22 protein-coding genes are annotated in these 25,780 nt (G+C 37.3%); 19 read left to right on the forward strand and 3 right to left on the reverse strand.

Annotated features, from left to right (window positions below):
• The first annotated feature begins 4 nt into the window (after positions 1-4).
• The 13 genes from prfB to whiA all read left to right on the forward strand — a co-directional run bounded on the left by prfB (position 5) and on the right by whiA (position 15,634).
• Positions 5-1,121, forward strand: a protein-coding gene (gene prfB / locus LACWKB8_RS03200; protein WP_109918189.1) for a peptide chain release factor 2 whose coding sequence is annotated in 2 segments (ribosomal slippage) — positions 5-76 and positions 78-1,121 — 1,116 coding nt in all. Because the reading frame shifts where the segments join, the coding sequence is not laid out codon by codon here.
• 8 nt (positions 1,122-1,129) lie between these two features.
• Complete coding sequence (locus LACWKB8_RS03205) at positions 1,130-1,402, forward strand: hypothetical protein (protein ID WP_038521901.1); 273 nt, start codon at positions 1,130-1,132, stop codon at positions 1,400-1,402.
• 18 nt (positions 1,403-1,420) lie between these two features.
• The gene (gene hprK, locus LACWKB8_RS03210; protein ID WP_038521903.1) at positions 1,421-2,383 is read left to right on the forward strand and encodes an HPr(Ser) kinase/phosphatase; all 963 of its coding nucleotides are present in this window, start codon (positions 1,421-1,423) and stop codon (positions 2,381-2,383) included.
• Positions 2,380-3,216 (forward strand): prolipoprotein diacylglyceryl transferase, encoded by an 837-nt coding sequence (gene lgt / locus LACWKB8_RS03215; protein WP_038521906.1) that lies wholly within the window; start codon positions 2,380-2,382, stop codon positions 3,214-3,216. Before hprK ends, lgt begins: the two co-directional genes overlap by 4 nt.
• Positions 3,217-3,247: 31 nt before the next feature.
• Positions 3,248-4,267 carry an NAD(P)H-dependent glycerol-3-phosphate dehydrogenase gene (locus LACWKB8_RS03220; RefSeq protein ID WP_038521909.1) on the forward strand — a complete coding sequence of 340 codons (1,020 nt, stop codon included), beginning with the start codon at positions 3,248-3,250 and terminating at the stop codon, positions 4,265-4,267.
• A 57-nt stretch (positions 4,268-4,324) separates the two neighbouring features.
• Entirely contained in the window at positions 4,325-5,260 is a 936-nt protein-coding gene (trxB, locus tag LACWKB8_RS03225; RefSeq protein ID WP_038521912.1) for a thioredoxin-disulfide reductase, read from the forward strand.
• 127 nt (positions 5,261-5,387) lie between these two features.
• Positions 5,388-7,112 carry a phospho-sugar mutase gene (locus LACWKB8_RS03230; RefSeq protein WP_038521914.1) on the forward strand — a complete coding sequence of 575 codons (1,725 nt, stop codon included), beginning with the start codon at positions 5,388-5,390 and terminating at the stop codon, positions 7,110-7,112.
• Between the two features lie 100 nt (positions 7,113-7,212).
• The gene (uvrB, locus tag LACWKB8_RS03235; protein ID WP_038521917.1) at positions 7,213-9,255 is read left to right on the forward strand and encodes an excinuclease ABC subunit UvrB; all 2,043 of its coding nucleotides are present in this window, start codon (positions 7,213-7,215) and stop codon (positions 9,253-9,255) included.
• Entirely contained in the window at positions 9,245-12,097 is a 2,853-nt protein-coding gene (gene uvrA, locus LACWKB8_RS03240) for an excinuclease ABC subunit UvrA (protein WP_038521920.1), read from the forward strand. Before uvrB ends, uvrA begins: the two co-directional genes overlap by 11 nt.
• 50 nt (positions 12,098-12,147) lie before the next feature.
• The gene (locus LACWKB8_RS03245; protein WP_038521922.1) at positions 12,148-12,690 is read left to right on the forward strand and encodes an HdeD family acid-resistance protein; all 543 of its coding nucleotides are present in this window, start codon (positions 12,148-12,150) and stop codon (positions 12,688-12,690) included.
• A 91-nt stretch (positions 12,691-12,781) separates the two neighbouring features.
• Positions 12,782-13,660 (forward strand): RNase adapter RapZ, encoded by an 879-nt coding sequence (gene rapZ / locus LACWKB8_RS03250; protein WP_038521925.1) that lies wholly within the window; start codon positions 12,782-12,784, stop codon positions 13,658-13,660.
• Between the two features lie 7 nt (positions 13,661-13,667).
• The gene (gene yvcK, locus LACWKB8_RS03255; protein ID WP_038521927.1) at positions 13,668-14,693 is read left to right on the forward strand and encodes a gluconeogenesis factor YvcK family protein; all 1,026 of its coding nucleotides are present in this window, start codon (positions 13,668-13,670) and stop codon (positions 14,691-14,693) included.
• Positions 14,694-14,698: 5 nt separating this feature from the next.
• Positions 14,699-15,634, forward strand: a complete 936-nt coding sequence (gene whiA / locus LACWKB8_RS03260) for a DNA-binding protein WhiA (protein WP_038521929.1) — start codon at positions 14,699-14,701, stop codon at positions 15,632-15,634.
• 54 nt (positions 15,635-15,688) lie between these two features.
• Here the strand turns inward: whiA and clpP are convergent, their stop codons facing one another.
• Positions 15,689-16,273, reverse strand: a complete 585-nt coding sequence (gene clpP, locus LACWKB8_RS03265) for an ATP-dependent Clp endopeptidase proteolytic subunit ClpP (protein WP_038521932.1) — start codon at positions 16,271-16,273, stop codon at positions 15,689-15,691.
• 160 nt (positions 16,274-16,433) lie between these two features.
• On the opposite strand from clpP, the gene LACWKB8_RS03270 reads away from it, so the two are divergent.
• Positions 16,434-18,149: an SH3-like domain-containing protein gene (locus LACWKB8_RS03270; RefSeq protein ID WP_082229328.1), complete on the forward strand. Its 1,716-nt coding sequence runs from the start codon at positions 16,434-16,436 to the stop codon at positions 18,147-18,149.
• Between the two features lie 482 nt (positions 18,150-18,631).
• Positions 18,632-19,597, forward strand: coding sequence for a hypothetical protein (locus tag LACWKB8_RS03275; RefSeq protein WP_038521934.1), 966 nt, complete (start codon positions 18,632-18,634; stop codon positions 19,595-19,597).
• 8 nt (positions 19,598-19,605) lie between these two features.
• Here the strand turns inward: LACWKB8_RS03275 and LACWKB8_RS03280 are convergent, their stop codons facing one another.
• Together LACWKB8_RS03280 and LACWKB8_RS03285 are read right to left on the reverse strand one after the other, a co-directional pair.
• Entirely contained in the window at positions 19,606-20,055 is a 450-nt protein-coding gene (locus LACWKB8_RS03280; RefSeq protein ID WP_242491937.1) for a Fur family transcriptional regulator, read from the reverse strand.
• A gap of 98 nt (positions 20,056-20,153) precedes the next feature.
• Positions 20,154-21,596, reverse strand: a complete 1,443-nt coding sequence (locus tag LACWKB8_RS03285; protein ID WP_038521937.1) for an APC family permease — start codon at positions 21,594-21,596, stop codon at positions 20,154-20,156.
• Positions 21,597-21,766: 170 nt separating this feature from the next.
• Here LACWKB8_RS03285 and LACWKB8_RS03290 point away from each other — a divergent pair, with 170 nt between their 5' ends.
• The 4 genes from LACWKB8_RS03290 (at position 21,767) to LACWKB8_RS03305 (ending at position 25,653) form a co-directional block, all read left to right on the forward strand.
• Complete coding sequence (locus LACWKB8_RS03290; RefSeq protein WP_038521939.1) at positions 21,767-23,293, forward strand: GW dipeptide domain-containing protein; 1,527 nt, start codon at positions 21,767-21,769, stop codon at positions 23,291-23,293.
• 210 nt (positions 23,294-23,503) lie between these two features.
• A complete protein-coding gene (locus LACWKB8_RS03295) occupies positions 23,504-24,208 on the forward strand; it encodes a lantibiotic protection ABC transporter ATP-binding subunit (RefSeq protein WP_038521942.1) in 705 nt (234 codons plus the stop codon).
• Entirely contained in the window at positions 24,201-24,929 is a 729-nt protein-coding gene (locus tag LACWKB8_RS03300) for a lantibiotic immunity ABC transporter MutE/EpiE family permease subunit (RefSeq protein ID WP_038521945.1), read from the forward strand. Before LACWKB8_RS03295 ends, LACWKB8_RS03300 begins: the two co-directional genes overlap by 8 nt.
• Positions 24,922-25,653, forward strand: a complete 732-nt coding sequence (locus tag LACWKB8_RS03305; RefSeq protein ID WP_038521947.1) for a lantibiotic ABC transporter permease — start codon at positions 24,922-24,924, stop codon at positions 25,651-25,653. The genes LACWKB8_RS03300 and LACWKB8_RS03305 overlap by 8 nt, the downstream gene beginning before the upstream one ends.
• Positions 25,654-25,780: the final 127 nt, after the last annotated feature.

Raw genomic sequence — 25,780 nt, forward strand, 5'->3', positions numbered from 1 at the left:
ACTAATGGAATTAAGCGAAATTCAAAATGATTTAGATAATTTAAAAAAGCGATTAGATCGCTTTAGGGGGTCTCTTTGACTTAGATTCTATTAATGAAAATATCATTGTAAATGAAAATAAAATGCAGGAACCATCGTTTTGGGATGATCAAGAAAAAGCGCAAAGTTTAATTAGCGCAACCAATTTATTAAAGGAAAAACGCGATTCTTTTATTAAATTGCAGACTGACTATCAAAATGAAATAACAGCAGTTGAATTACTGCGTGAAGAACCAGATAAAGATTTGCAAGATGAGGTAGAAACTGATTTGCAAAAATTACAATCTGAATTTCACAATTACGAATTAGATTTGCTCTTGTCGGGCAAGTATGATAGTCATAATGCCTTGATCGAAATTCACCCAGGTGCTGGTGGCACTGAAGCGATGGACTGGGGACAAATGCTGTTAAGAATGTATCAGCGCTATGCGGATATTTGCGGTTTTAAGTTTGAAATAAATAATTATGAACCTGGCGAAGAAGCAGGCCTTAAAAGCGTCAGCGCTAAAGTTAGTGGTAAGAATGCGTATGGCTTAATGAAGTCTGAAAATGGTGTCCACCGCTTAGTAAGAATTTCACCATTTGATTCTGCTAAAAGAAGGCATACATCCTTTGCATCGGTAGAAGTTATTCCAGAAATTGATGATAGTATTAAAGTTGATATCAATCCCAAGGATTTACGGATTGATGTTTACCGTTCTAGTGGTGCTGGGGGCCAGCACATTAACAAGACTTCAAGTGCTGTAAGAATTACCCACTTGCCCACAGGCTTTGTGACCACATCACAAGCTCAGCGCTCACAACTGCAGAACCGTGAAACCGCCATGAATGAACTGAGAGCAAAGCTGTTTCACTTGGAAGAAGAAAAAAAGCGTCAGCATAAGCAGGCGCTTAAAGGTGATCAAAAAGAAATTGGTTGGGGTTCCCAAATTCGTTCTTATGTTTTTCATCCTTACAATTTGGTTAAAGATTTACGTACAGGCTATGAAACCTCAGATACAAGTGGTGTAATGGATGGCAAGCTGCAACCATTTGTTTATTCATATTTGCAATGGCTTCTGAGCCAGGAGAATCCAGAGTAGGTGATTAAATGAGTTTTTGGGGAATTGTTGGTTTAGTTTTTCTAGCTGTGGTGATTTTAAGTTTCATTTTCGCACTATTTCACATGTTCTTTATGATATTGCCGGCAGCTTTAGTAATTATCGGTATCATTTGGTTGATCAATCATTTTACTAAAAAAGATGATGACAATATGAGTGCTAATTCTAATTTTGATCAATGGCATAATTGGGGTGAAAATAAAGAACCCCGACCAAAACGTAAAAAAGTACGGGATGCTAAAACTAAAGATGTCGACAAGTAAAAAAAGGGGCATTTTAAGATGACAAACGCAGTTAAACTAAAAAATCTAATTCGTGATAATAAAATTGTCCACGTTGTGCAAGGAAAACAATATATTCAAGATAAAGAAATTGTAGTATCTGATATTTATAGACCCGGATTAGAGTTGACAGGCTACTTTGATTTTTATCCGCGCCAGCGTATTCAGTTACTTGGAAGAACTGAAATTTCTTATGCCGCCAGATTAGATCATGATAGTTTGGTCCAAGTGTTTAATAAACTTTGCACACCTGAGACACCGTGTTTCTTTGTTTCCCGTTCATTGCGAGTACCACCAGAATTGGCGCAAGCTGCTGAGGAAGCTAAAATTCCTATCTTGTCTTCACCTGAGTCAACTACTTATGTTTCCAGTATTTTGACTGAATATTTAAGAGAAAGACTGGCTGTGCGAGATACAATTCATGGGGTTTTAATTGAAGTTAAAGGTATGGGCGTTTTGTTAACAGGTGATTCCGGTGTGGGTAAGTCTGAAACGGCACTGGGCTTGATACATCGTGGCCACCGTTTAATTGCCGATGACCGGGTTGATGTCTACCAAAAAGACGTTGAAACAGTCATGGGTGAAGCTCCGGCAATATTAAAGCATTTAATGGAAATTCGCGGTATTGGGATCATTGATGTTATGGATTTATTCGGAGTTGGTGCGGTTAAAAATCGTGAAAGTATCCAGCTGGTGATCAAACTAGTTAATTGGGACAATCAAGCAAATTATGACCGTTTAGGTTTTGAGGAAAGTAAACGTGATATTTGCAACGTTGAAGTACCTCAAATTACAATCCCTGTAAAAGTCGGCCGTAACATGGAAGATATTATTGAAATTGCCACAATGAATTTTCGGGCAAAAAGAAGTGGTTACAACGCGACTAGGACATTTGACAACAATTTAACCAAATTAATTAAGAAAAATTCTGAAAATGATTCAAAAAAGGAAAGTAATAAATGACATTGACAATCAATCCCGTAGCCTTTAACCTAGGAAATTTAAGTGTCAAATGGTATGGCGTCATTATGGCGCTGGCTATTATTTTAGCCGTGTCAATGGCAATTATTGAAGGACGAAAAAGGCAGATCGAAAGTGACGATTTTGTCGATTTGCTCTTGTGGGCTGTCCCCTTGGGCTATGTTGGTGCACGAATTTATTATGTTATTTTTGAATGGCAATATTATGCGCAGCATCCAGACCAAATAATTGCTATTTGGAATGGGGGCATTGCGATCTATGGCGGTTTACTTGCCGGCTTAGTGGTTCTATTAATTTTTTGCTACAAAAAGATGCTGCCGCCATTTTTGATGCTTGATATCATTACTCCAGGAGTAATGGCTGCCCAAATTTTGGGTCGTTGGGGTAATTTTATTAATCAGGAAGCCCACGGCGGTCCTACAACTTTGGGTTTTCTCCAAAGTTTACATTTACCGAATTTTATTATTAGTCAAATGAAAATTAATGGGGTCTATTACCAGCCAACCTTTTTATATGAATCATTTTTTAACTTAATTGGTTTGATATTAATTTTGGTTCTAAGGCATAGAAACCATTTGTTTAAACAAGGTGAAATTTTTATGCTTTATCTAGCTTGGTATTCCGTTGTTCGTTTCTTTGTAGAAGGTATGAGAACGGATAGTTTGTATCTTTGGGGATCAATCAGAGTTTCACAGCTTCTTAGCTTGATACTGCTGGTGATTGTCATCGGATTGTTTATTTATCGCAGAAAAGTTGTTAAACCCAAATGGTATCTTGATGGCAGTGGCCTAAAATATCCCTATAATCGAGATTAAATATTAGTATTAGTTGAAAGAGAGTTAACGAATGACAAAAATTGCAGTTTTAGGAGCAGGTTCTTGGGGCACAGTGTTGGGCTCTATGCTGGCTGATAAAGGCTATGACATTGTACTGTATGGTAATAATGAAAAAGTTAATCAGGAAATTAATGAAAGTCATACGAATGAACATTACATGAAAAATTGGCATGTAAATGAGACCGCTACAGCAACGGGTGATTTGAATGAAGCTTTAAGTGGAGCAGAAATTATTTTATTTGTTCTTCCTACTCAAGCAATTCGTAGCGTTGCCCAAAATGTAAGTAAAATTCTAGCACAAAGGAAAGATAAACCACTTATAGTAACTGCTACCAAAGGAATTGAACCGGGTTCTAAAAAGTTAATTTCTGAAATTTTGACTGAGGAAATTTATCCCAATGATGAAGACAAGATTGTAGCGATTTCCGGACCAAGCCATGCCGAGAGTGTAGCGCAAAAAGATTTAACCGCAATCTCTTGTGCTTCAACGAGTATGGAAAACGCTCAAAAAGTTCAGGAATTATTTTCAAATGACTATTTCCGTTTATATACTAATAATGATCTGATAGGTGTTGAAGTTGCGGGAGCTGTTAAGAACGTAATTGCAATTGCGGCCGGTATTCTGGTAGGTAAGCATTATGGAGATGATGCTAAAGCTGCGCTTATGACGAGAGGTTTAGCTGAAATTACCCGTTTGGGTGTGAATTATTTCGGAGCTGATCCTATGACGTTTAGTGGTCTTTCAGGTATAGGTGATTTGATTGTTACTTGTACTTCGGTTAATTCACGTAATTGGCGCTGTGGTAAGCAACTGGGTGAGGGCAAGAGTTTAGACTATGTTTTACAAAATATGGGTCAAGTAGTTGAAGGCGCAACTACTGTCAAAGCAGTGCACGAGCTATGCCAAGAAAAACAGATTGATATGCCAATTAGTGAAGCAATATACCGCGTTTTATACCAAAATGCTGATGTTGATTCTGAAATAGCTCAGATGATGGGTAGAAGTCCTAAACAGGAAATTAGACTTTGAGAGCGATATCGTTGTAATATTACTTACGAAAAATAAGAAAGTGCTGAAGGTGAAATTATGACTAAAAAATACGATGTAATCATTATTGGAGCAGGCCCCGGTGGACTTACAGCCGCTTTGTATGCTTCTCGGGCTAATTTATCCGTTTTGATATTGGATCGAGGTTTGTATGGCGGACAAATGAATAATACGGATGCAATTGATAATTATCCGGGCTTCAGTGAGATTAAGGGTCCTGAACTGGGCGAAAAAATGTATAATTCAATCATGAAATTTGGCGCAAAGTTTGAATATGGTGATGTTCAAACAGTTACGCTAGATGGGGACCAAAAAATAGTCAAAACTGACACTGCCGAATACAGCACACCTGCTCTTATTATCGCTACTGGAGCAGATCATCGTCACTTAAATGTGCCAGGTGAAGATGAATATTCAGGTAAAGGCGTTTCGTACTGTGCTGTTTGTGATGCTGCTTTCTTCAGAGACGAAGATATTGCGGTTATTGGCGGTGGCGATTCAGCTATTGAAGAAGGTATTTATTTGGCTCAGAGTGCTAAATCTGTCACGGTTATTCATCGGCGGGACCAATTACGTGCGCAACCCACATTACAAAAACGGGCTTTTGCCAACTCTAAGATGAATTTTATTTGGAACGGGTTAACGCAATCCATTGACGGCGATGGCGACAAAGTTACCGGCGTAACTTATAAAGACAAGGAAACCGGTGCTGAGAAACATATTAAAGTTCGAGGCGTCTTTATTTACGTTGGCGTTATTCCGCAGACAGCGCCATTTAAGGACTTAGGAATAACAGATGAAAATGGCTGGATTCCTACTGATGAGCACATGAGAACTAAAGTTGACGGTATCTTTGCTTTAGGTGATGTTCGTGCGAAGGATTTACGGCAAATTGCCAATGCTGTGGGTGACGGCAGTATTGCTGGTCAACAAGCATATAATTATTTACAGGATCTGAATGATCGTAAAATTTAAAGATTAAAAAAAGAATTTAGTTAAAACTGAATTCTTTTTTTATTTTTACAGATAGCAATAATGATAAATGCTAGAATAGAGTTTATGTAAACGAATTTATTGCTAGAAAAAGGGGTACATTGCTGAAATGAAGGCAGAAGAAACTTTTCAAGAATGGCAGCAGGCGCACAATCTGCCAGATTATTTACAAGATCAATTGCAAGAACTTGGTAAAAATCCCAAATGGATTAATGATGCATTTGGTCAAGACATTAATTTTGGTACAGCTGGAATGCGCGGCAGGCTCGAGCCAGGAATTAATCGTATTAATATCTATACCATTGGGCGAGTAACAGAAGGCTTGGCACGTTTAATTAATGAAAAAGGAGCAAAAGCGCAAAAAGATGGTGTGGTCATTGCTTATGACTCTCGCTATCATTCCCGCGATTTTGCGGAACATGCGGCACGAATATTGGGTGCACATAATATTCATGTTTATCTATTTGATGATTTACGACCGACGCCTGAATTATCTTTTGCTGTGAGATACCTTCATGCTTCTGCCGGAATTAATATCACCGCTTCTCACAATGCCAAAGAATACAATGGCTACAAAGTCTATGGCCCTGATGGTGCCCAGATGGGACCTGAAGATGCCAGTCGCGTTTTTGCTTATGCTCAAAAAGTCAACAATATTTTTACTGTTAAGACTTCATCGGTTGCACGAATGCGCTCGCAAGGAGTTTTGCAGTTGATTGGTGAAGATATTGATGAGGTTTATTTAGCGCAACTAAAAACTGTAAATGTTAATAGTGAACTAATACAAAAAAATGCTCATAAGTTAACGATTATTTACTCACCCCTACATGGGACAGGTAAAATGTTATATGATCGGGCTTTTAGACAAAATGGTTTTACGAATGTGATCCCAGTTCCCAGCCAAGCAATTATTGATCCGGAATTTCCCACGACCATCAAACCCAATCCAGAATACCGTGATGTGTTTGATCCTGGCATCAAACTGGCAAATGAAAAAAATGCTGATCTAATCATTGCTACTGATCCTGATGCAGATCGTATGGGTGCCTGTGTGCGCACAAAAAATGGCGACTTTCAAGTTTTAACCGGGAACCAGATTGCTACGCTCATGATCTATTATCTGCTGGTTAATTTAAAAGATAAGGGGCAATTATCTGCCGATTATGAGCTGATTACTTCGATTGTTTCCAGTAGTATGCCACTTAAAATTGCAAAAGATTTTGGTATCAGAACAAAGTCGGTGTTAACTGGTTTTAAATTTATTGGTGAAGAAATTGACCGTATGAGTAAGATGCACGACGGTAAGTTTTTAATGGGTTTTGAAGAAAGCTATGGTTATCTTTTCAAACCTTTTGCACGTGATAAAGATGCAATGCAAGGCGCTTTAATGTTTGCGGAAGTGGCATCTTATTATGCTGCTAGAAACATGACTGTATTAGACGGCCTTAATGAAATCTGGCAAAAATACGGCACTTCTTATGAAATTACCAAGGCGATTGAAATGCCGGGAATTGGCGGACAAAAGAAAATGGCAGAATTGATGGCTAAATTGCGTTCAGAGAATTTGCAAGAGCTAAATGGGGTCAAAGTCAATAAAATTCAAGACTTTTTAAAACAACAGGAAATTGTTGGTGGTACGGTTAAGCCACTTACGGGACTACCAAAATCTAATGTATTGAAATACTTTTTGGCTGATGAAACTTGGTTAGCTTTAAGACCATCTGGCACAGAGCCAGTAATTAAAGCTTATGTTGGTGTCAATAAACCTAATATTGAGCTTGCACACCAAGCAGCTGAGAATTATCAAAATGCTTTGGCAGAACTGTTAAAATAAAACAAAAAGAGTGCGAAAATATGTTCGAGAGTGTAAAATAGAATACGTCAAATAAGAGTTGGGCTTTATTTGTCCAACTTTTTCTACGAGGAGTCTTTCGATGATTAAACGACAAGAAGAACGTAAATTTGAACTAGTTTCTAAATTCAGTCCAGCGGGTGATCAGCAACAGGCTATTAATAAATTGGCTGCTGGCTTTAAAAAAGGCTATAAGGAGCAAATTCTGGAAGGTGCAACCGGTACGGGCAAAACTTTCACAATGGCGAACATTATTGCTAAATTGAATAAACCTACTTTAGTTATTTCTCACAATAAAACTTTGGTTGGTCAGCTTTATGGTGAGTTTAAAGAATTCTTTCCGCATAATGCTGTCGATTATTTTGTTTCCTACTATGATTACTATCAGCCGGAAGCGTATGTGCCCCAATCGGATACATATATTGAAAAGGACTCATCTATCAACGATGAAATTGATCAATTACGTCACCAAGCTACCAGCGATTTGATGGAACGTAATGACGTAATTGTTGTGGCATCTGTTTCGTGTATCTATGGTTTAGGTGATCCTAAGGAATATGCTGCCAGTGTAATCACGGTTCACGAGGGTGAGGAATATAACAGAAATACCTTGCTGCGCGATTTAGTCAATATTCAATACGATCGCAATGATATTGACTTTCAACGTGGTCGTTTTCGCGTTCGCGGAGACGTCGTAGAAGTTTTTCCTGCTGGTAATTCTAATCATGCTTATCGTATTGAATTTTTCGGGGATGAAATTGATAGAATTGTTGAAGTGGACTCACTAACAGGAGAAGTAATTGGTGAAAGAGAAAGTATATCATTATTTCCTGCTACCCACTTTATGACCAATGAAGAACAGATGAGGCGTGCTCTTAAAGCTATTTCACAGGAAATGAAAATTCAAGTGAAAAATTTTGAAGGTCAAGGTAAATTGCTTGAGGCAGAACGTATTAAACAGCGCACTACTTTTGACATGGAAATGATGGGTGAAGTTGGTTACACCAATGGCATCGAGAACTATTCGCGTCATATGGAAGGAAGAAAAGAAGGAGAGCCGCCTTATACCTTATTAGACTTCTTTCCTGATGACTTTTTGATTTTAATTGATGAGTCTCATGCCACTATGCCTGAAATCCGAGCAATGTATAACGGCGACCGCAATCGGAAAAAAACTTTAATTGACTATGGTTTCCGTTTACCTTCTGCGCTTGATAACAGACCATTGAAACTGGCTGAATTTGAAAAGCACGTTAACCAGATTCTATATGTTTCAGCAACTCCAGGAGATTATGAATTAGCACGGACAAATCATAAAGTTGAGCAAATCATCAGACCGACCGGTCTGCTTGACCCTAAAATTGAGGTCAAACCTGTTGAGGGGCAAATTGATGATTTAGTGGCTGAAATCAACAAACGCATTGAAAGAAATGAACGTGTCTTTGTCACCACTTTAACCAAAAAGATGGCTGAAGACCTAACAGATTATTTGAAAGATCTGGGCATTAAAGTGCAATATTTGCACTCTGACGTGAAGACGCTGGAACGGATGCAAATATTGCGTGATTTGCGTATGGGCAAATACGATGTGCTAATTGGTATTAACCTATTACGTGAAGGTATTGATGTCCCGGAAGTTTCTTTGGTCGCAATTCTTGATGCTGATAAGGAGGGTTTTTTGCGTGCTTACAGACCTTTAGTGCAGACTATGGGTCGCGCTTCCAGAAACGCTGATGGTGCTGTGATCATGTATGCTGACACGGTTACTGATTCGATGCGGCAAGCGATTGAAGCAACACAGAGAAGACGTCAATTACAGATCAAGTTTAATGAAGAACATGGTATGAAACCCAAGACCATCGTTAAGCCAATCAGAGATGTCATTTCTGCTACTAAAGTGGCAGATGAAGATGTTCAAAGCGATAGCTTCGCTGATTTGAACTTTGATGAATTAACTGTCAAACAAAAGAGAACCATGATTAAAGACTTACGTAAGCAAATGCAAGAAGCTGCCAAGAAACTGGACTTTGAGGGCGCTGCAACTTTGCGGGATGCAATCATGGAACTGGAGAGTTCAACTAGAAGCCCAATTAAGAAAAAAGGAAAAGCATTAAATGGTAAATGATAAGATTGTTATTCGGGGTGCACGTGAACATAATTTAAAAGATATTAACCTTTCTATCCCTAAGGATAAATTGGTTGTGATTACGGGTTTATCTGGTTCTGGCAAAAGTTCTTTAGCCTTTGATACATTATATGCTGAAGGGCGCAGAAGATACGTTCAGTCCTTATCAAGTTATGCCCGCCAATTTTTAGGACAAATGGATAAACCTGACGTTGATTCGATTGATGGCCTTAATCCTGCAATTTCAATTGATCAAAAAACTACTTCCCATAACCCGCGTTCAACTGTTGGTACTGTTACTGAAATAAACGATTATCTCAGACTTTTGTGGGCGAGAGTAGGGCATCCTGTGTGTCCTAATGATGGTACTCTAATTGAACGTCAATCTGTAGAACAAATGGTTAACCGCATTTTGGCATTGCCTGAAAGAAGCCGTATTCAAATTTTAGCACCGGTAATCAGGTCTAAACGTGGTGCGCACAAAGAAGTATTTAAACGCGTACAACGTGCTGGCTACGTGCGCGTCATCGTTGATGGTGAAATGCACGAGATTGGTGAAAAATTTGATTTAGAAAAAAATAAGCGCCATTCAATCGACATTGTGGTTGATCGTTTGATCGTCAAAGATGGTATCCGCTCGCGACTTTTTGATTCAGTAGAAGCTGCTCTACGTCTATCAGATGGCTACATGAATGTTGATGTTATTGGCGGCGATTTAATCAGCTTTTCAGAGTATTATGCTTGCCCTAAATGTGGTTTTACCGTGGGAGAGATGGAGCCCAGGCTATTTTCCTTTAATGCACCATTTGGTGCTTGCCCTGACTGTGATGGTTTAGGTGTTAAATTAGCTGTTGATGAAGATTTAGTAGTGCCCGATAAAAGCAAAACTTTAGCTGAAGGAGCAATTGCACCCTGGAAGAATTCCAAGTATTACGGGGAAATGCTAGAGCAGGCATGTAGTGCTTTAAAAATACCACTTGATAAGCCATTTAGTAAACTGACTAAAAAGCAAAGAGAAACAATTTTGCATGGTTCTACTAGGAAAATTAAGTTTCACGTTACTGGTGATTTTGGAGTCAATGATACTACCGCACCCTTTGAAGGTGCTATGGAAAATGTAGAAAGACGTTATTATCATCCCATGTCAAAATTTATGCGGGATGTAATGGGCAAGTACATGACCGAACTCACTTGTTCAACCTGTCATGGCAAAAGGTTAAATCGTAAAGCATTAGCAGTTAGAGTAAACGGTAAGGATATCGCTGAAGCGTCCGAATTGGCAATTAGTCATGCTCTGGAATTTTTCACTGATATTAAGTTAGATGAGCAAGAGACTATAATTGCTAAGCCGATTTTAAAAGAAGTACGTGATAGATTAACTTTCTTGAATAGTGTGGGGTTAGACTACCTGACATTGTCACGTTCAGCTAATACCTTATCTGGTGGTGAAGCACAAAGAATAAGGCTTGCGACCCAAATTGGTTCTAATCTTTCAGGAGTAATGTACGTTTTAGATGAGCCTTCAATTGGTTTGCATCAACGCGATAATGACAGGTTGATTGCTGCTTTAAAACGGATGCGTGATTTAGGCAACTCGTTAATTGTCGTTGAACACGATGATGAAACAATGAGGCAAGCTGATTATTTAATTGACATGGGACCAGGCGCTGGAACTTATGGCGGCGAGATTATGGCTGCCGGCACTCCATCAGAAGTTGAACAGAATGAAAAGTCACTGACTGGACAATACATGGCCGGTAAAAAATTTGTCCCTGTACCTTTAAAAAGACGCAAGGGTAATGGTAAAAACATCATTGTTACGGGTGCAGCCGAGAATAATCTTAAAAACCTCAAGGTTGAGTTTCCTTTAGGGAAGTTAATTGTGGTTACAGGAGTCTCCGGTTCTGGTAAATCAACTTTGGTAAACATGATTTTAAAGCGGGCTCTAGCCCAAAAAATAAACCGCAACCAAACTAAACCGGGTAAATATAAGACGATCAGCGGTTATCAAAACATCGAAAAGATTATTGATATTGATCAAAGCCCGATTGGGCGTACGCCTCGTAGTAACCCTGCTACTTATACCAGCGTTTTCGATGACATCAGAGCTTTATTTGCTCAAACTAACGAAGCTAAGCTCCGTGGCTACACTAAGGCGCGTTTTTCATTTAACGTTAAGGGTGGACGTTGTGAAGCTTGTCATGGAGATGGCATTATCAAAATTGAAATGAACTTCTTACCGGATGTTTATGTTCCTTGTGAAGTTTGTCATGGCAGCCGCTACAATTCTGAAACTTTAGAAGTTTCCTATCGTAAGAAAAATATTGCGCAAGTGCTGGATATGACTATCAGTGAGGCCTGCTCATTTTTTAAGAATATTCCTAAAATTGCGCGCAAGTTGCAAACAATTGTTGATGTGGGGCTTGGCTATGTCAAGCTCGGACAGTCAGCTACTACCTTGTCTGGTGGTGAAGCGCAAAGAATGAAACTGGCCGCTGAACTGCAAAAATTGTCAACTGGCAAGAATTTCTATATTCTGGATGAACCAACGACCGGACTACATACTGATGACATCAAGCGACTGCTAGAAGTTTTACAAAGATTAGTTGATCAAGGTAATACGGTTTTAATAATTGAACACAATCTTGACGTGATTAAAAATGCTGATTGGTTAATTGATTTGGGTCCTGAAGGCGGCGAAGGCGGCGGTCAAATTGTTGCTACAGGCACACCTGAACAGGTAGCACAAGTTAAGGAAAGCTATACTGGGCAATACTTGAAGCCAGTGCTTAAGCGGGACACAGCTTTAACAAAAAAGGCCAGCCAAAAAACAGGCAAATAGTATTAATTAATTCTGATAAAGTGTAAAATAAAGCCCAAGGAGGAATAAAAATGGATAATTTTTCTAGTTACAGAGGAAATCGCGGATTTAACTGGGCTGCATTTATCTCTGGTGTTTTAATGATAATTGCAGGGCTCTTTTTACTGCGGCATCCCGGTAAGGCATTACATGCTTTTGTATTGCTCTTTGCCATAGTGTCAATAGTTCAGGGCTTTGTCTGGTTAGTTTTCTACAGTCGTTTTCGGTATTTTATCCCTTCAAGCTGGTTGTCGATTGTGTCAGGAGTTTTAGACATTATTGTTGGTATTTTGTTCCTATATTCCTATGATGCTGGTGGCTTAACCATTGCTTACTTATTTGCATTTTGGTTCTTATTTGACTCAATCTCTGGCATCGTTTTCTCTTGGCACATGCGGGCTGTTTCAACCTTTTTCTTCTGGGTTAATATAATACTGAATATCTTAGGCTTGTTTATCGCTATTAGTTTGATGTTTAACCCAGCTTTATCAGCATTAACTTTAATTTGGCTAGTTTCTTTCTGGTTACTAATTTTTGGTATTAATGAAATTATTGCTGCATTTGTTAACAGGTAAAAAATAAAAAGTTCTATTGAACTTTTTTTTTGCCCAAAAAGTAATGGCACACCTGGTATGTTATAATTTTAGTAATAGGAGGTCAGCAAAAATGGCTAAGCATAAAAAGCAATTACTGATTGTGACAGGCATGAGTGGTGCGGGAAAAACGGTCGCTTCCCATGCTCTGGAAGACATGGGCTATTTTGTAGTTGACAATTTGCCTCCATCTCTTCTATCCAGTTTTTGGGATTTAATCGTTAACTCAGATGATTTCACTAAAGTTGCAGTAGTAATTGATCTACGGGTGAAACGGTTTTATAAAGATTTAGGTAATGAAATTAATTCTCTAGAAGATAATGGTACGGTGCAGACTCGGATCGTCTTTTTAGACGCCGCGGATGATACTTTAGTTGCGCGCTATAAAGAAACTAGACGTGTTCCGCCTTTAGCCCAAAATGAGCGATTACTAGACGGTATTTTAGCAGAAAGGCGCATTTTAACCGGAATAAAAAATCGTGCCAATGATATTATTGATACTTCTAATTTAAGTCCGAAAGAATTAAAACAAGAACTGGCTAATAAGTTTAGTGCCAAACACAGGCAGCCGTTTTCAATTGAGGTTCTATCTTTTGGTTTTAAATACGGAATGCCCATTGATGCAGATATTGTAATGGATGTGCGCTTTTTGCCCAATCCCTTTTATATTCCTGAATTGCGACCTTTTACCGGTTTGGATAAGAGGGTATTTAACTATGTGATGGATAAGAAAGAAACGCGTATTTTTTATCAGAAATTTTTAGATTTGATAAAAAGTGCATTGCCCGGTTACATCAAAGAGGGCAAGACTAAATTAACTATTGCAATTGGGTGTACCGGTGGGCAACATAGAAGCGTCGCAATTGCAAATCAGCTGGCTAAAGATTTAGCTGAAGACTATACAGTTGATATAACCCATCGTGAAATTAGTCGTTACACTAGAAATAGGTGATAAATTGATGACATATAATGATAAAGTAATTCATGTTACTAGAAGCAGACGACCACAGGTTGTCGTCATTGGTGGGGGTACTGGACTGCCTGTAGTTTTAAACGCGCTAAAGGAGCAAAATGCTGAAATATCTGCTATTGTGACTGTTTCTGATGATGGTGGCTCTTCCGGCTCAATTCGCAATTTTATCAACGTTGTTCCCCCTGGTGATATCCGTAATGTTCTGGTTTCTTTAAGTGAAATTTCTCAGGAAGAAAAGGATGTTTTCCAATATCGCTTTGATTCTTCCGACTCATTTTTTTCAGGTCATGCTATCGGCAATTTGATAATTGCTGCTTTAAACGAAATGCACGGTAATATTTTTGACGCTGTTCAAGCACTTTCAAAAATGATGCGGATTGACGGTCATGTTTACCCTGCCTCTAATGAACCATTGACACTGAATGCGGAATTTGTGGATGGCTCTATTCAAGCTGGTGAAAAGGAAATTACTGACAAGGATAAAAGAATTAAACGAGTTTGGGTTACCAACACTAAGTCAAAAAGTGAACCTGAAGCGGTGCCACCAGTTTTAGCTGCTATAAATAATGCTGATGCGGTAGTTTTAGGGCCTGGTAGTCTATTTACGTCCATCTTGCCTAATCTCATGATCCCCAATTTAGGCGAAGCAGTAAGAAAAACAAGCGCAGAAGTCATTTATATTTGTAATATTATGACGCAAAAAGGTGAAACTGATCATTTTTCAGACTGTGAGCATGTTAAGGTAATTAACGAGCATTTGGGCGGACATTATATTAATACCACTTTAGTCAATGGCGCTAAAATTGATATGTCTAAGTTTAACCCTAACGATTATGATGCTTATCTTGAACCTGTTAAAAACGATTATAAGGGCTTGCGGGAGCAGGGAAGCAGAGTCATTACCGCTGATTTTATTGATCAGCGAAGTGGGCTAGTCTTTCACGATGGTAAAAAAGTAGCCAAAGAAATTATTAATCTGGCATTTGCTGCGATGGCTCGCAGGAAGGACTAAAAATAATGGCAAGCTATGCAAGTAACGTGAAGAAAGAATTAACTTCTTTAAAAATTCATCCCGAACATGCCAAAGCTGAACTGGCAGCTTTTTTACGTATGAACGGCGTTTTGAATTTTCACGAGCACCAGTTTAGCCTTGACATTACTACTGAAAATCCTGCAATCGCTAGACGAATTTTTTCTTTAATAAAAATCGCTTACAAAGTAGAACCACAATTAATAGTTTCGCGCAAAATGAAGTTGAAGAAAAATAATCAGTATTTGGTGCGATTGCAAAATCATGTCAAAGAAATATTGCAAAATTTGGAAATTCTTACTCCTTCCCTTCACTTAATTACCAGAATACCAAAAAGGATCATAGAGTCACGTGAGGGTGCAATGTCCTATTTACGTGGCGCTTTCTTAGCAAGTGGCAGTGTTAATAATCCTACTACCAGCCGTTATCATTTAGAGATATATTCAGTTTATCAGGATCATAATAATGACCTGTTAACTATTATGAATGAACGATTTCATCTTAATGCCAAGAGCACACAAAGACGGCGGGGCTATATTGTCTATTTGAAAGAAGCTGAAAAAATCGGCGACTTTTTGCACATTGTTGGCGCTCTAAATGCGATGTTGGCATTTGAGGATTTGCGCATTATGAGAGATATGCGTAATTCCGTCAATCGGCTAGTAAATTGCGACACGGCTAATTTGAAAAAAACAGCCAATGCGGCTGCCAAACAAGTTGAAGACATTGAACTAATAGCACAAAAAATCGGTTTAGAGAATATCCCAGAGAAATTGCAGGGTATAGCCAGATTGCGCTTAGATGAACCTGAACTCTCGCTGAAAGAAATAGCACAGCAAACTCCAGATGGCCCTATTTCGAAGTCTGGAGCCAATCATCGTTTTAAGAAAATACACGAAATGGCACAAAATTTGAGAAAATAAAAAAGCAACCCATCATTTGATAGGTTGCTTTTTAAAACACAAATTTTTAAATACTTATTTCTTTTGGTTAACCATTATTTCATCGATTAAACCATAGTCTTTAGCTTGTTCAGCTGTCATGTAGTTGTCCCGTTCAGTATCCTTTTGGATTTTTTCCAAAGGCTGACCAGTAGTTTCATGTAAAATACGGTTAATTTTTTCACGGCTCTTTAAGATTTCATTAGCTGCGATCTGAATATCAGTTTGTTGGCCTTGAGCACCACCTAAAGGTTGGTGAATTAAAACCGTGGAGTTAGGTAAAGCAAAACGTTTACCTTTTGCACCACTGGTTAACAAAATGGAAGCCATTGAGGCTGCCATACCGATGGCAATGGTTGAAACATCTGATTTAATAAAGTTCATGGTATCCATGATTGCCAAACCAGAAGTAATTACTCCACCAGGTGAGTTTATATAAAGTGAAATATCCTTGGTATTATCTTGAGCATCAAGAAATAATAATTGTGCAATAATCGAGTTAGCCATATCATCGTTAATTTCACCACTAAGCATGATGATACGGTCTTTTAACAAACGTGAATAAATGTCGTATGCACGTTCGCCACGTGCAGTTTGTTCAATAACTGTAGGTACAAGCATCTTTCTACCTCCTAAATATAATTAGCACTCTATCAAGTACAGTGCTAATTAAATCACTTACATTACTTGCTGTCAATGAAAGTGTATTAATTTTGTATTCTTTTTAGTGAAGGTTTTATTATATAATTTAAGTATAAATTTAATTTTTGGAGGATTTATTTTGAAGCTTTATAAGAAGATAGCAACAATTTCACTGACATTAGTTGCCGGTTTATTAGTTTACACCGGTCTATCAACTACATCAGTTGCGGCAGATTCAGATAGCCCTCAGCCGCCAGTTCAAGATGATAATAAGTCATCAAATAACTCAACTGATGCAAATACAGACACGAATACCGATAATGGTAGTACTGATAATACCAACAACTCTGACCAGACGGGTGAAGACAATCAGAATACTAAAAAGCCTAAACCAAAGCAAGTAGTTACGGGTTATTCAATGATGACCAAGGTTGCTGGTAACAAAAACTATAAGATTTGGAAGGAAGTTACTAATGGTAAAGTTAAAACCAAGGTAGCTGACGGTATTAACTTTCGTTATAGCCATATTCAATCAGACCAACTGATTGAAACGAAAAAGTACCGTTATTGGCGCATTTATGTTAACGGGCGTGAAGTAGGTTATGTTAACGAAAATTACTTTGCTAGAAATCAAATAGCAGTGCCTAAGACTATTTCTTTGGTGCGTAATGATTTTTACAGCTTTTCGACTAGAGACGCTATTTCTTATGTAACCAATTATATGGGAACGGTAATTGATAATAGCATGGTCACTGTTTCACGCGAGAGCATTGATTGCTGGACTCCTAAGACATATAAAGTGAAATACACTTATGGCGATGCAACTGCAACTGTTAAGATTACAGTCAGAAAGAGCACCAAGGAAGGTATGGTTGACGCTGATGCAGTAAATGCAGTAACTGCTCAACCCGGTACGAATGACTATCAAGCGTGGAAGACACACTATGGTTCATCAATAAATTATATTAGCCCTACAGAATATACACCGGAAACCAGCAAACACACTTTGACTAGTGGGGATATGACTTTAAAAACTAAATTCTATCAACCAGTTTTACTGAGTGTTGCTGACCCAACAGACGATAATATAAACCGGGTTGGTCACATACCAGAAGGCGTGACAGTTTCTAATGGCTGGGCTTACACTAGTCTTTTAAGTCATACAAACTTAATGTCTGGTCATATTGTTGGCTACGACTTGAACAAGTTAACTAATCCATACAATGCGCAACATTTGCTAGATATGTCGCAAAAGAAATTCAACAATTACGTTAAACATATCAAAGTAAGTCCATATATCCCAATTGGTCACGGTCAGGCAATGGGTGCAAGTGATAAATATATTTATGTTTTGAATAATGATAATACTTTGAAAAACACCACTGATTCAGAGGAGTTGTTACAAATCCGTAAAAGTGATTTACAAATTAACAAGATTTGGACAATTAAAGCTTGGGTTGGGGATGAAAAGAATCCCCGCTACTTCCAAAATGGTGTGATTGTTTCAGATTATGACATGTATACTGTCTATCACGATACCGAAAACAATTGTTTTGAATATTGGGAATTTACCCGTAAGGGAGATAATTGGTATCCACAATTAGTAGGCAAGACAGATGGCAATTTTGTGAACAATAACGCTCCGATTCAAGGTTTCACATACGATACTAAGAATAAAAACTTTTACTTGGCATTTAACGACTTGATCTTTAAGATTGGTCGTAATGGTAAGTTGAAAGATACTTATTCATTTGATACAGGTCGCGAAATAGAAGGAATGTCAGTTAGCGATAATAAACTATACGTCAATTTGGCTCAAAGAGCTGAGTTGTTAGTAAGCGCGAATGTCAACTAGATTGATAATTCAATAAGAGCCGTATGGCTCTTATTTTTTTACTTTAAAATTTCTAAAAAGCTGTCTTGTAAACAAAAACAAAAAAGTATATTCATATCCAATTTCATATCATATTATAATAATCGAAAAAGAGTATTATTTTATAGATAAATTAAAAAAGTAAAGTGAATTAAATAGCCTTGCTAGCACTAAAATCACTTAATTTGGTTGATACCAAATTTGTATATTAATAAAATGATTATAAACTACTAATTAAATTTGTCTTTTTAATTCTATTTATACAATGTTCAAAAACCGTTAATTCAGTCTTATGATTACTTGTAGCGCTTTTACATCTAATTATATTTAACAAATAAGTCATGACTTATATTTTGTTAAGTTAATAGGGATATAAACTGAATTAGCTACAAATATATTCAATCAATAGATCATGAAGGCAGTTAATAATTATTTGACTAAAATCGTTTTGGTAGTAAAACATTATGACAAATATTGAATTATTAAATAGACAAGAATTAATTATTTTCTTAGAGCAATCGTTAAAAGTTGCTCTTTTTCAAGAGCGGAAAAGTAAAAACTATGTTAGATTACTGGGGAAGATTTCATGTAGAGCATACAAAATTCTTATGAATGGCGATGACGAATTGGAACAGATTTATCCGAAAATTGCCGCAAATATTAATCAGGATCATCAGATTTTTGAATATCAAGTGCAATTAAAAGATTTGATTTTAGCAAAGCCACCGGAAACTAATATTATACTGGCTTTAGCTATTTCTACCTTGATACTATTTGCTATCGGAATAATGCTGAAGATGTTAGACCGGTTAAATATTCCTTTAATTAAAGGCGTCTGTGCAACTCTAAGTATTTTAATCTTGATTTCTGCTACTGTTGCCTTAATCTTCCTAATATATAAAATTGTCGTGTTGCTATGGAATTACTTTAAGCGGGCACAAGGGAAACCTGATAATTTAAGAAGCAGTATTGAAAAGCCTAGGCAAGCTGCCCTAAAAAAGAAAAAATTGCTTAATGAACTAGATCAAAGGATCAAAAAAGATATCTTTCAATTTGATAACCAAACTCCTGAAGCTAAATCATATCTTTTAGAATGGAGTAAGGAAATGAATGAATTGAGTTTTTTGAGTTTAGCTTGCTATAGTAACTTGTGCAGTATGAATCAGGCCTATCACAAAGCACAAGTAATTGACAGGACGCTTGATAATTGCTTACATAATAAAAATTTCAGTCTGAATTCTACAAGTCAAATTCGCAGCAAAAATGATTCAAAAGATAATAACTTGTCTAAAATTACCTCTCCTGCTTGTCATGATATCTGTCATATGAACCAGAAACTGGCTGAATTAGGCAAAAACGCTAGTAGAAAAATTGATTTGGCAGCTGAATTAGAGCAGAAAAAAACAAAAGATAGTTTTCCAACCATATAAAAAAAGAGCTAGTCAGCTCTTTTTTCTTTATCTTGGCATTCTGGACACAGCCCATATATCTCAACATGACTGGAAGATGTGGTGTAACCTGTTTGCTTTTCTGCTTCAATTCTCATATGATTTTCAATCGTATCAAAGTCAGGGTAGTAAACGTCAGCAATTTTGCCGCAATTTTTACAAATGATGTGAAAGTGCGGTTTGACAAAATAGTCATAATGCAGAGAATCATCGCCATTTTTAATTTCGATTACAATTCCAGCCTCAACCAGCTTATTGAGTGTGTTATAAACCGTTGCCCTGTAAGTTGGTTCAGCACCACTAATAGCATTATAAATGGTTGCAGCAGTTGGATGATTGTGATGCGCCATTAGGTATTCCAAAATCTTTAATCGCGGCTTAGTAGCTTTTAAATGGTGACTTCTAAGCAGTTTTTCAGCATCATCTACAAAATTAGGCAAAATTCTCATCTCCTTCTTGATAAATACAGTTTAACATTTTTGCTAAATAAAAAACCGCCAATTGCTAGGCGGTTTTACGAATATTTAACTGTTACAGCTTATTTAGCTTTGGCTTCTTCCCGACGTCTAATTGTTGGCATGATCAAGCCGAGCAGTAATAAAACTACTGGAGTGGCAATATTCAAGCAAAGTGTAAACGGATCGTTAGAATACATCCCCATTAAACAACAAGCAATAGTTACTGCCAAACCCCACACACCAGCTGTGTATGCCAGCCATTGGTGCTTAGTCATCTGATAGTTTTCAAGTCCGGTGTGGAATTTTTCGTGTTGCTTACGTAAAGCTAAGTAAGCAATGAAAACCCAAAGGTAACGCATTGGCATGACAATTGAATTAAGCTTAACTAATTGAGCCATTACAGCTTGAGCATCAGGCATAATTGCTTGCAGCGCGATAATACCACCAGAAAGAATAACGATCATCCAGATACCATTAATGTAGGCACCATGCTTGTTGACCTTTAATAATTTCTTAGGAATAAAGTCTTTAGCTTCTTTACCACCTAATAACATTCTTAAAGGTGCATCAATACTGATTACCAGAGCAGAAAATTGCCCAATTACGTTACACCAAGCATAGATGTACAGGAACAATCCGCCTACACCATAATATTCTCCCAATTTTTGGAAGGCAATGTACGGACCGTTTGAAATGTATTCGTTTAAATTGCCATTTACAGTTTTAGGATCGAACATTAATGCTAAAGCAATTGTTCCTAAAATCGCAGAAATCATAACCATTCCGGCTAAGCCCAACATAGCTTTAGGAAAGTTCTTAGACGGATTCTTCAACTTATTAACATACGGCGAAATCTTTTCAGCGCCACCGACAGCGAATACCAGAATAGAAAGAGAAGTGAAATACTTCGTATTGAAATCTGGCATAAAGTTTTGCCAATTCCAGTTAATAGTATAGAAATTAGCGTGTGGGTTGATCATTGGAGCCGCAAACATCATGATAATAAACAAAATTGACATGATGAACATAGAAGTTCCAGCAATAGTTGACAAAGTTTTAATAACTGGAATTCCGCGACTAGCTACCCAGCAAAAGAAGAGAAATACCACTAGCGTAGCTAATTGTGTCCAGGCAGTTGGTAAACTGTCGTACCAATTAGTATTGCCGAAAATCCCCCAGGCCATTCCTCTTAAACCGCCTGTGCCTTTACTGGAAATGTAAACCACATGAACTGCCCAGAATGTCCAGCCGGCGTAATAAGCCCATTTGGGACCAATAGTGGCATTAACCCATGAGGCCACGCCGCCTTCAGAATCCTTAAAAACAGATCCTAACTCACCGACCATCAGAGCATAAGGAATAAAGAAAAGCAGGAAAATAATAATCCAACTGAAAATTACCTTGGTGCCGTCAAAATATATGAATCCGTTAACAACATTACCAAAGCTCCACACAATGGAAAAAGCCATGGTAGCAAGAGTTGTCCACATCATCTTTTTAGAATTATTTGGTGTTTCACCCATGAAACTACTCCCTTATTTAAAGATAACAAGTCTATATTTTATCTTAAATGATTTTAAAAATCTAATGATAAGGTATCTTTTATTTTATAACACAAGTAACTATTGATTTATGCCATAAAAAGTGCAAAACTATTATTATATTATATTTATAGGAAGGTTGAGAAAGTTTAATGGAAAAAAGTTTTAAAAATAAGTTGCTGGTTGCTGGCACTATAGCTGCAGTCGGCTTATTTGTTGGGAGTAATAATTCTTATATTTCTGCTAAAACCTACCACAAGGCTGTCACTAAAATAGCCGGTAATGGTACTTATGCAGTCTATCATAATGCTTCGAAAAAGGGCCCGTCAGGCAAGTTTACTTCAACTAAGTATTTCAAACATGCCCAAATCCAGTCCAAGCAATCAATTGCGACTAAAAAAGGCAAGTTTTGGAAGATAATTGTTGACGGCAAGACTGTCGGCTGGGTTAGTCAAAACTTCTTTGCCAGAAACCAGATTTCTGTAGCAAAAAACGTCAGTCTGGTTCAAAATGATAAATATTCGTTCAACACTAAAGATGCCATTAATTATGTGACTGATAGTGCGGGTACAGCTGTTGATGCAAGCAAGGTCACAGTTTCCAAGTCAAAGATTAGTTCAAATACTCCTGGTAAGACTACAGTTGATTATAGTTACGGCAAGGCTAAAGCCAGTGTAGACGTTACTGTCCGTTCAGATAAAAAAGAGGGTATAGCAAGAGCTGACAAGACACCTAAGAATGGTCCCAAGGAAGTTTCTACATGGAAGGGCAGCTCAAAATCTTCTTCAAGAAACTGGAACGCGGCACATCACTATACTCCGGAAACCAGATCTAATACTTTTAAAGCAAACGGCTTAACTCTAAAGACTAAACTGTTCCAACCTCGTTTTGTAAGTCTTGATTATCACAAGGCAGGAGACAAGATGGGTCAAGTAGGTGTAATACCTGAAGGAATTACAGTCTATGGTTCTAACTTTACTGTGGCACTCTTTAACTCCAGTAAAGCGCAAAATGGTCACCTAGTTTCTTATGAATTAAAGCATATCAACAAATATAAAGCCCAAAACCTGTCCACTTTAAACTGGTCAACCTTCAAGAAATATGCTTCACATATTAAAGTTAGTCCTTATATTAAATTAGGTCATGGTCAGGCTATCGGTTCATCAGCTAATTACATTTATGTAATTGCCAATAACAATACTTCGAACAACTCTGACGCTTCAGAAGAAATTTTGCAAATACGTAAGTCAGACATGAAGATTAATCAAATCTGGACGTTTAGAATTTCCAACTATGGTAATCCAAGGTATATTCACAATGCTACGTTTGCTGATGACAACACGATGTATTGCCTGTTCCATAATGGTGGTAACGGCTACTACGAATACTGGAAAGTAACCAGAAATGGTGACACTTGGACTCCTGTAGAAGTTGGAGCTACAAAGGGCAACTTTGTAAGCAACCATTCTCCAGTTCAAGGCTTTACCTACGACAAAAAGCACGACCAATTCTACATTGGCTTTAATGATTACATCTTTAAAGTTGATAAAGATGGTACTTATAAGAAGACTCATCGCTTGCATGTTAAACGTGAAATTGAGGGCCTGTCATCATACGGTGATAAACTTTATGTTGAATTTGCTCAACGCGGAGAATTGACCGCTGGTAAAACTAACTAATAAAAATTTAAGCAGTTTGAATAGTCAAACTGCTTTTTTGCTGCCTTCTAAAATGCCTAAAAATATTGCCGATATTTTTTGCTTATTATATAATCATCATAATTATTTTTTAGCAGTTGAACTGCACTAATAAAACGATAGCAGTAATAGCTTTGAAATATTATATTTGAGTATACTTTAATAAAATACAACAGTATAAAGGGAGAAAACATGACAGATTTACTAGTAACAAATAAACTTACAAAGAAGTTTAAAGACCAAACTGTACTTGATCGAATAAACATGCATGTCCCAGAAAATAAGGTTTACTGCTTGCTCGGACCTAATGGAGCTGGAAAAACTACGTTGATGAAAATTTTAACGGGAATTGTTTCTGCTACTAGCGGTACTGTCACGTTTGCAGGTCACGAATGGTCCAGGCATGATTTAACTGCTATTGGTTCCTTAATTGAAAACGCACCACTTTATGGTAATTTAACTGCTTATGAAAACTTGCAGGTGGTTTGTCGCTTAAGAGGAGTAGCAGAAACTGAAATCCAATCAATTTTAACTACTGTGGGTATTGGTAATACAGGAAAAAAGTTAACTAAAAACTTTTCTCTGGGTATGAAAGAAAGGTTGGGTATTGGCTTAGCCCTTGTGGGTAAACCCAAACTGTTAATTTTAGATGAACCTACAAATGGACTTGACCCATTAGGGATTCAGCAATTGCGCAATTTAATTGCCAGTTTAAAAGACAGTGGTATTACTATCATTATTTCCAGCCATATGCTTTCGGAAGTAGAACGATTAGCTGATAATATCGGCATCATTGGCAACGGTCATTTATTACTGGAAAAGCCGTTAGATCACGCAGAAAATCTGGAACAATTATTTAATGATACTTTGACAAAGGCTGGTGCTATTAATGCTTAATACTTTGGCAATTGAAAAAATCAAAACTAAAAGGACATTTATCAGGCAACTGTTGTGGCTTTATCCGTTTCTCATAGCAGTGATAGTTTTAGTGATTTTTGCCCCTACTGGTTACGTTATTCAAAGTGTCATTAATCAATGGAGCATTATTTGGTTGCCATTATTTCTTGCTTTAATTACTGGGTTGCTTGACCGGCGTGAGAAAAATAGCACAGATTATAAGTTGATTTTAAGTTCACCTTGCAATTTGTTTAATTATGAATTAGGCAGAATACTGCATATCATTGTTTTAACTTTCATTTCCTCTTTGTTTCTGATTATTTTCATCGCTTTAATGTTTTTGCTATCTGATAGTCAGATCAGCCTAATTTCATGTGTACTTGCTATTTTAGGCATTTGGCTAGTTAATCTGTGGGAAATACCACTTTATATTTGGTTTAGCCGCATTACTAACATGTACGTCGCAATTATATTAGCTTTTGCCGGAATCTTTAGCGGTTTAGCCGTCAATAATTATGTCCTTGGTAAAATTTGGCCATTTACCTGGACTGAACGCTTTCCGGTATCGTTAATCAAAATAAACATTAATGGGCTGCCTCTGAAGGCAGGCACCACTGCCCCTAATAATTATTGGACGTTAATAATGGCTATTTTGTTGTTTGTGTTAGTTAGTTATCTAGCCGCTAATTCATTCAGAAAGCAGGTAGTAAAAAATGCTTAAAAATGTTTTCCGGTCAGAAGGCATTAAGCTCAAGCGCAGCTTTTTGCTCTATTTTCATTTAGTGGCTTTAATTATTTTTCCGGTATTACTAGGACTTTATTACGGCAGTAGAAAAAACGCAGTCACCACGACCACTATGGTAACCATTTTTTATGAATTGTTGGCAATTAGTTCTCCGATAGTTATCAGTATAGTCATTAGCTTAGTTTTCGACCGCGAGGAAAAAGCTGGTCATTGTAAAAATTGGTTAACAATTTCAGGTGCAAGGAGCCTAATTATTCAATTGCAGTTATTTTACTATTGGGTGCTCTATTTTATTGAAATTATTGGTATGAGCCTGCTTTATTTTTTGATTTTGCGTTTTGCTTTCCGGGTAAATGACCTATCATTTATCAAAATTTTCCTCACCAGTTTTATTTTTGCAGTTTTTGGTTTTCTTCAATATGAGATAACACAATGGCTGGTTTTAAAATTTAACGTTGGCGGAGCCATGATTTTAGGGTTCTTTGGGTTAGTTTTTGCGTGTCTGAGCATTACTAATCTTTTTGACTTTATTTGGCCTGTAGTTCCTTGGGCTTGGCAAATGAGACTAATGAGCTTTTGGCTGGCTGGAATTACTAGCCAAGTACAAAGCTGGACGGCCATGGCAATGGCTGTGCCCGTTATTTTAACTTTAGGGTTACCTTTTTTAATTACAAAAAGTTTCAATAATTGGCAAAATTAGATTGGTTTTATAAGAATAAGTAAAATAAGCTACTGCAAAAATTTCTGCAGTGGCTTTTTAGGTGCCAAAAAGTTAATATATACTTAAATAGTAAAGCTTTTCTTTAGTTAGCAGTTATTAATTTCAT

It is taken from the genome of Lactobacillus sp. wkB8 (assembly GCF_000761135.1).
Classification (GTDB): Bacteria; Bacillota; Bacilli; order Lactobacillales; family Lactobacillaceae; genus Lactobacillus; species Lactobacillus helsingborgensis.

Coding starts and splice junctions, on each gene's coding strand:
- LACWKB8_RS03205 (WP_038521901.1), top strand. CDS start 1,130: ATGAGTTTTTGGGGAATTGTTGGTTTAGTTTTTCTAGCTGTGGTGATT.
- hprK (WP_038521903.1), top strand. CDS start 1,421: ATGACAAACGCAGTTAAACTAAAAAATCTAATTCGTGATAATAAAATT.
- lgt (WP_038521906.1), top strand. CDS start 2,380: ATGACATTGACAATCAATCCCGTAGCCTTTAACCTAGGAAATTTAAGT.
- LACWKB8_RS03220 (WP_038521909.1), top strand. CDS start 3,248: ATGACAAAAATTGCAGTTTTAGGAGCAGGTTCTTGGGGCACAGTGTTG.
- trxB (WP_038521912.1), top strand. CDS start 4,325: ATGACTAAAAAATACGATGTAATCATTATTGGAGCAGGCCCCGGTGGA.
- LACWKB8_RS03230 (WP_038521914.1), top strand. CDS start 5,388: ATGAAGGCAGAAGAAACTTTTCAAGAATGGCAGCAGGCGCACAATCTG.
- uvrB (WP_038521917.1), top strand. CDS start 7,213: ATGATTAAACGACAAGAAGAACGTAAATTTGAACTAGTTTCTAAATTC.
- uvrA (WP_038521920.1), top strand. CDS start 9,245: ATGGTAAATGATAAGATTGTTATTCGGGGTGCACGTGAACATAATTTA.
- LACWKB8_RS03245 (WP_038521922.1), top strand. CDS start 12,148: ATGGATAATTTTTCTAGTTACAGAGGAAATCGCGGATTTAACTGGGCT.
- rapZ (WP_038521925.1), top strand. CDS start 12,782: ATGGCTAAGCATAAAAAGCAATTACTGATTGTGACAGGCATGAGTGGT.
- yvcK (WP_038521927.1), top strand. CDS start 13,668: ATGACATATAATGATAAAGTAATTCATGTTACTAGAAGCAGACGACCA.
- whiA (WP_038521929.1), top strand. CDS start 14,699: ATGGCAAGCTATGCAAGTAACGTGAAGAAAGAATTAACTTCTTTAAAA.
- clpP (WP_038521932.1), bottom strand. CDS start 16,273: ATGCTTGTACCTACAGTTATTGAACAAACTGCACGTGGCGAACGTGCA.
- LACWKB8_RS03275 (WP_038521934.1), top strand. CDS start 18,632: ATGACAAATATTGAATTATTAAATAGACAAGAATTAATTATTTTCTTA.
- LACWKB8_RS03285 (WP_038521937.1), bottom strand. CDS start 21,596: ATGGGTGAAACACCAAATAATTCTAAAAAGATGATGTGGACAACTCTT.
- LACWKB8_RS03290 (WP_038521939.1), top strand. CDS start 21,767: ATGGAAAAAAGTTTTAAAAATAAGTTGCTGGTTGCTGGCACTATAGCT.
- LACWKB8_RS03295 (WP_038521942.1), top strand. CDS start 23,504: ATGACAGATTTACTAGTAACAAATAAACTTACAAAGAAGTTTAAAGAC.
- LACWKB8_RS03300 (WP_038521945.1), top strand. CDS start 24,201: ATGCTTAATACTTTGGCAATTGAAAAAATCAAAACTAAAAGGACATTT.
- LACWKB8_RS03305 (WP_038521947.1), top strand. CDS start 24,922: ATGCTTAAAAATGTTTTCCGGTCAGAAGGCATTAAGCTCAAGCGCAGC.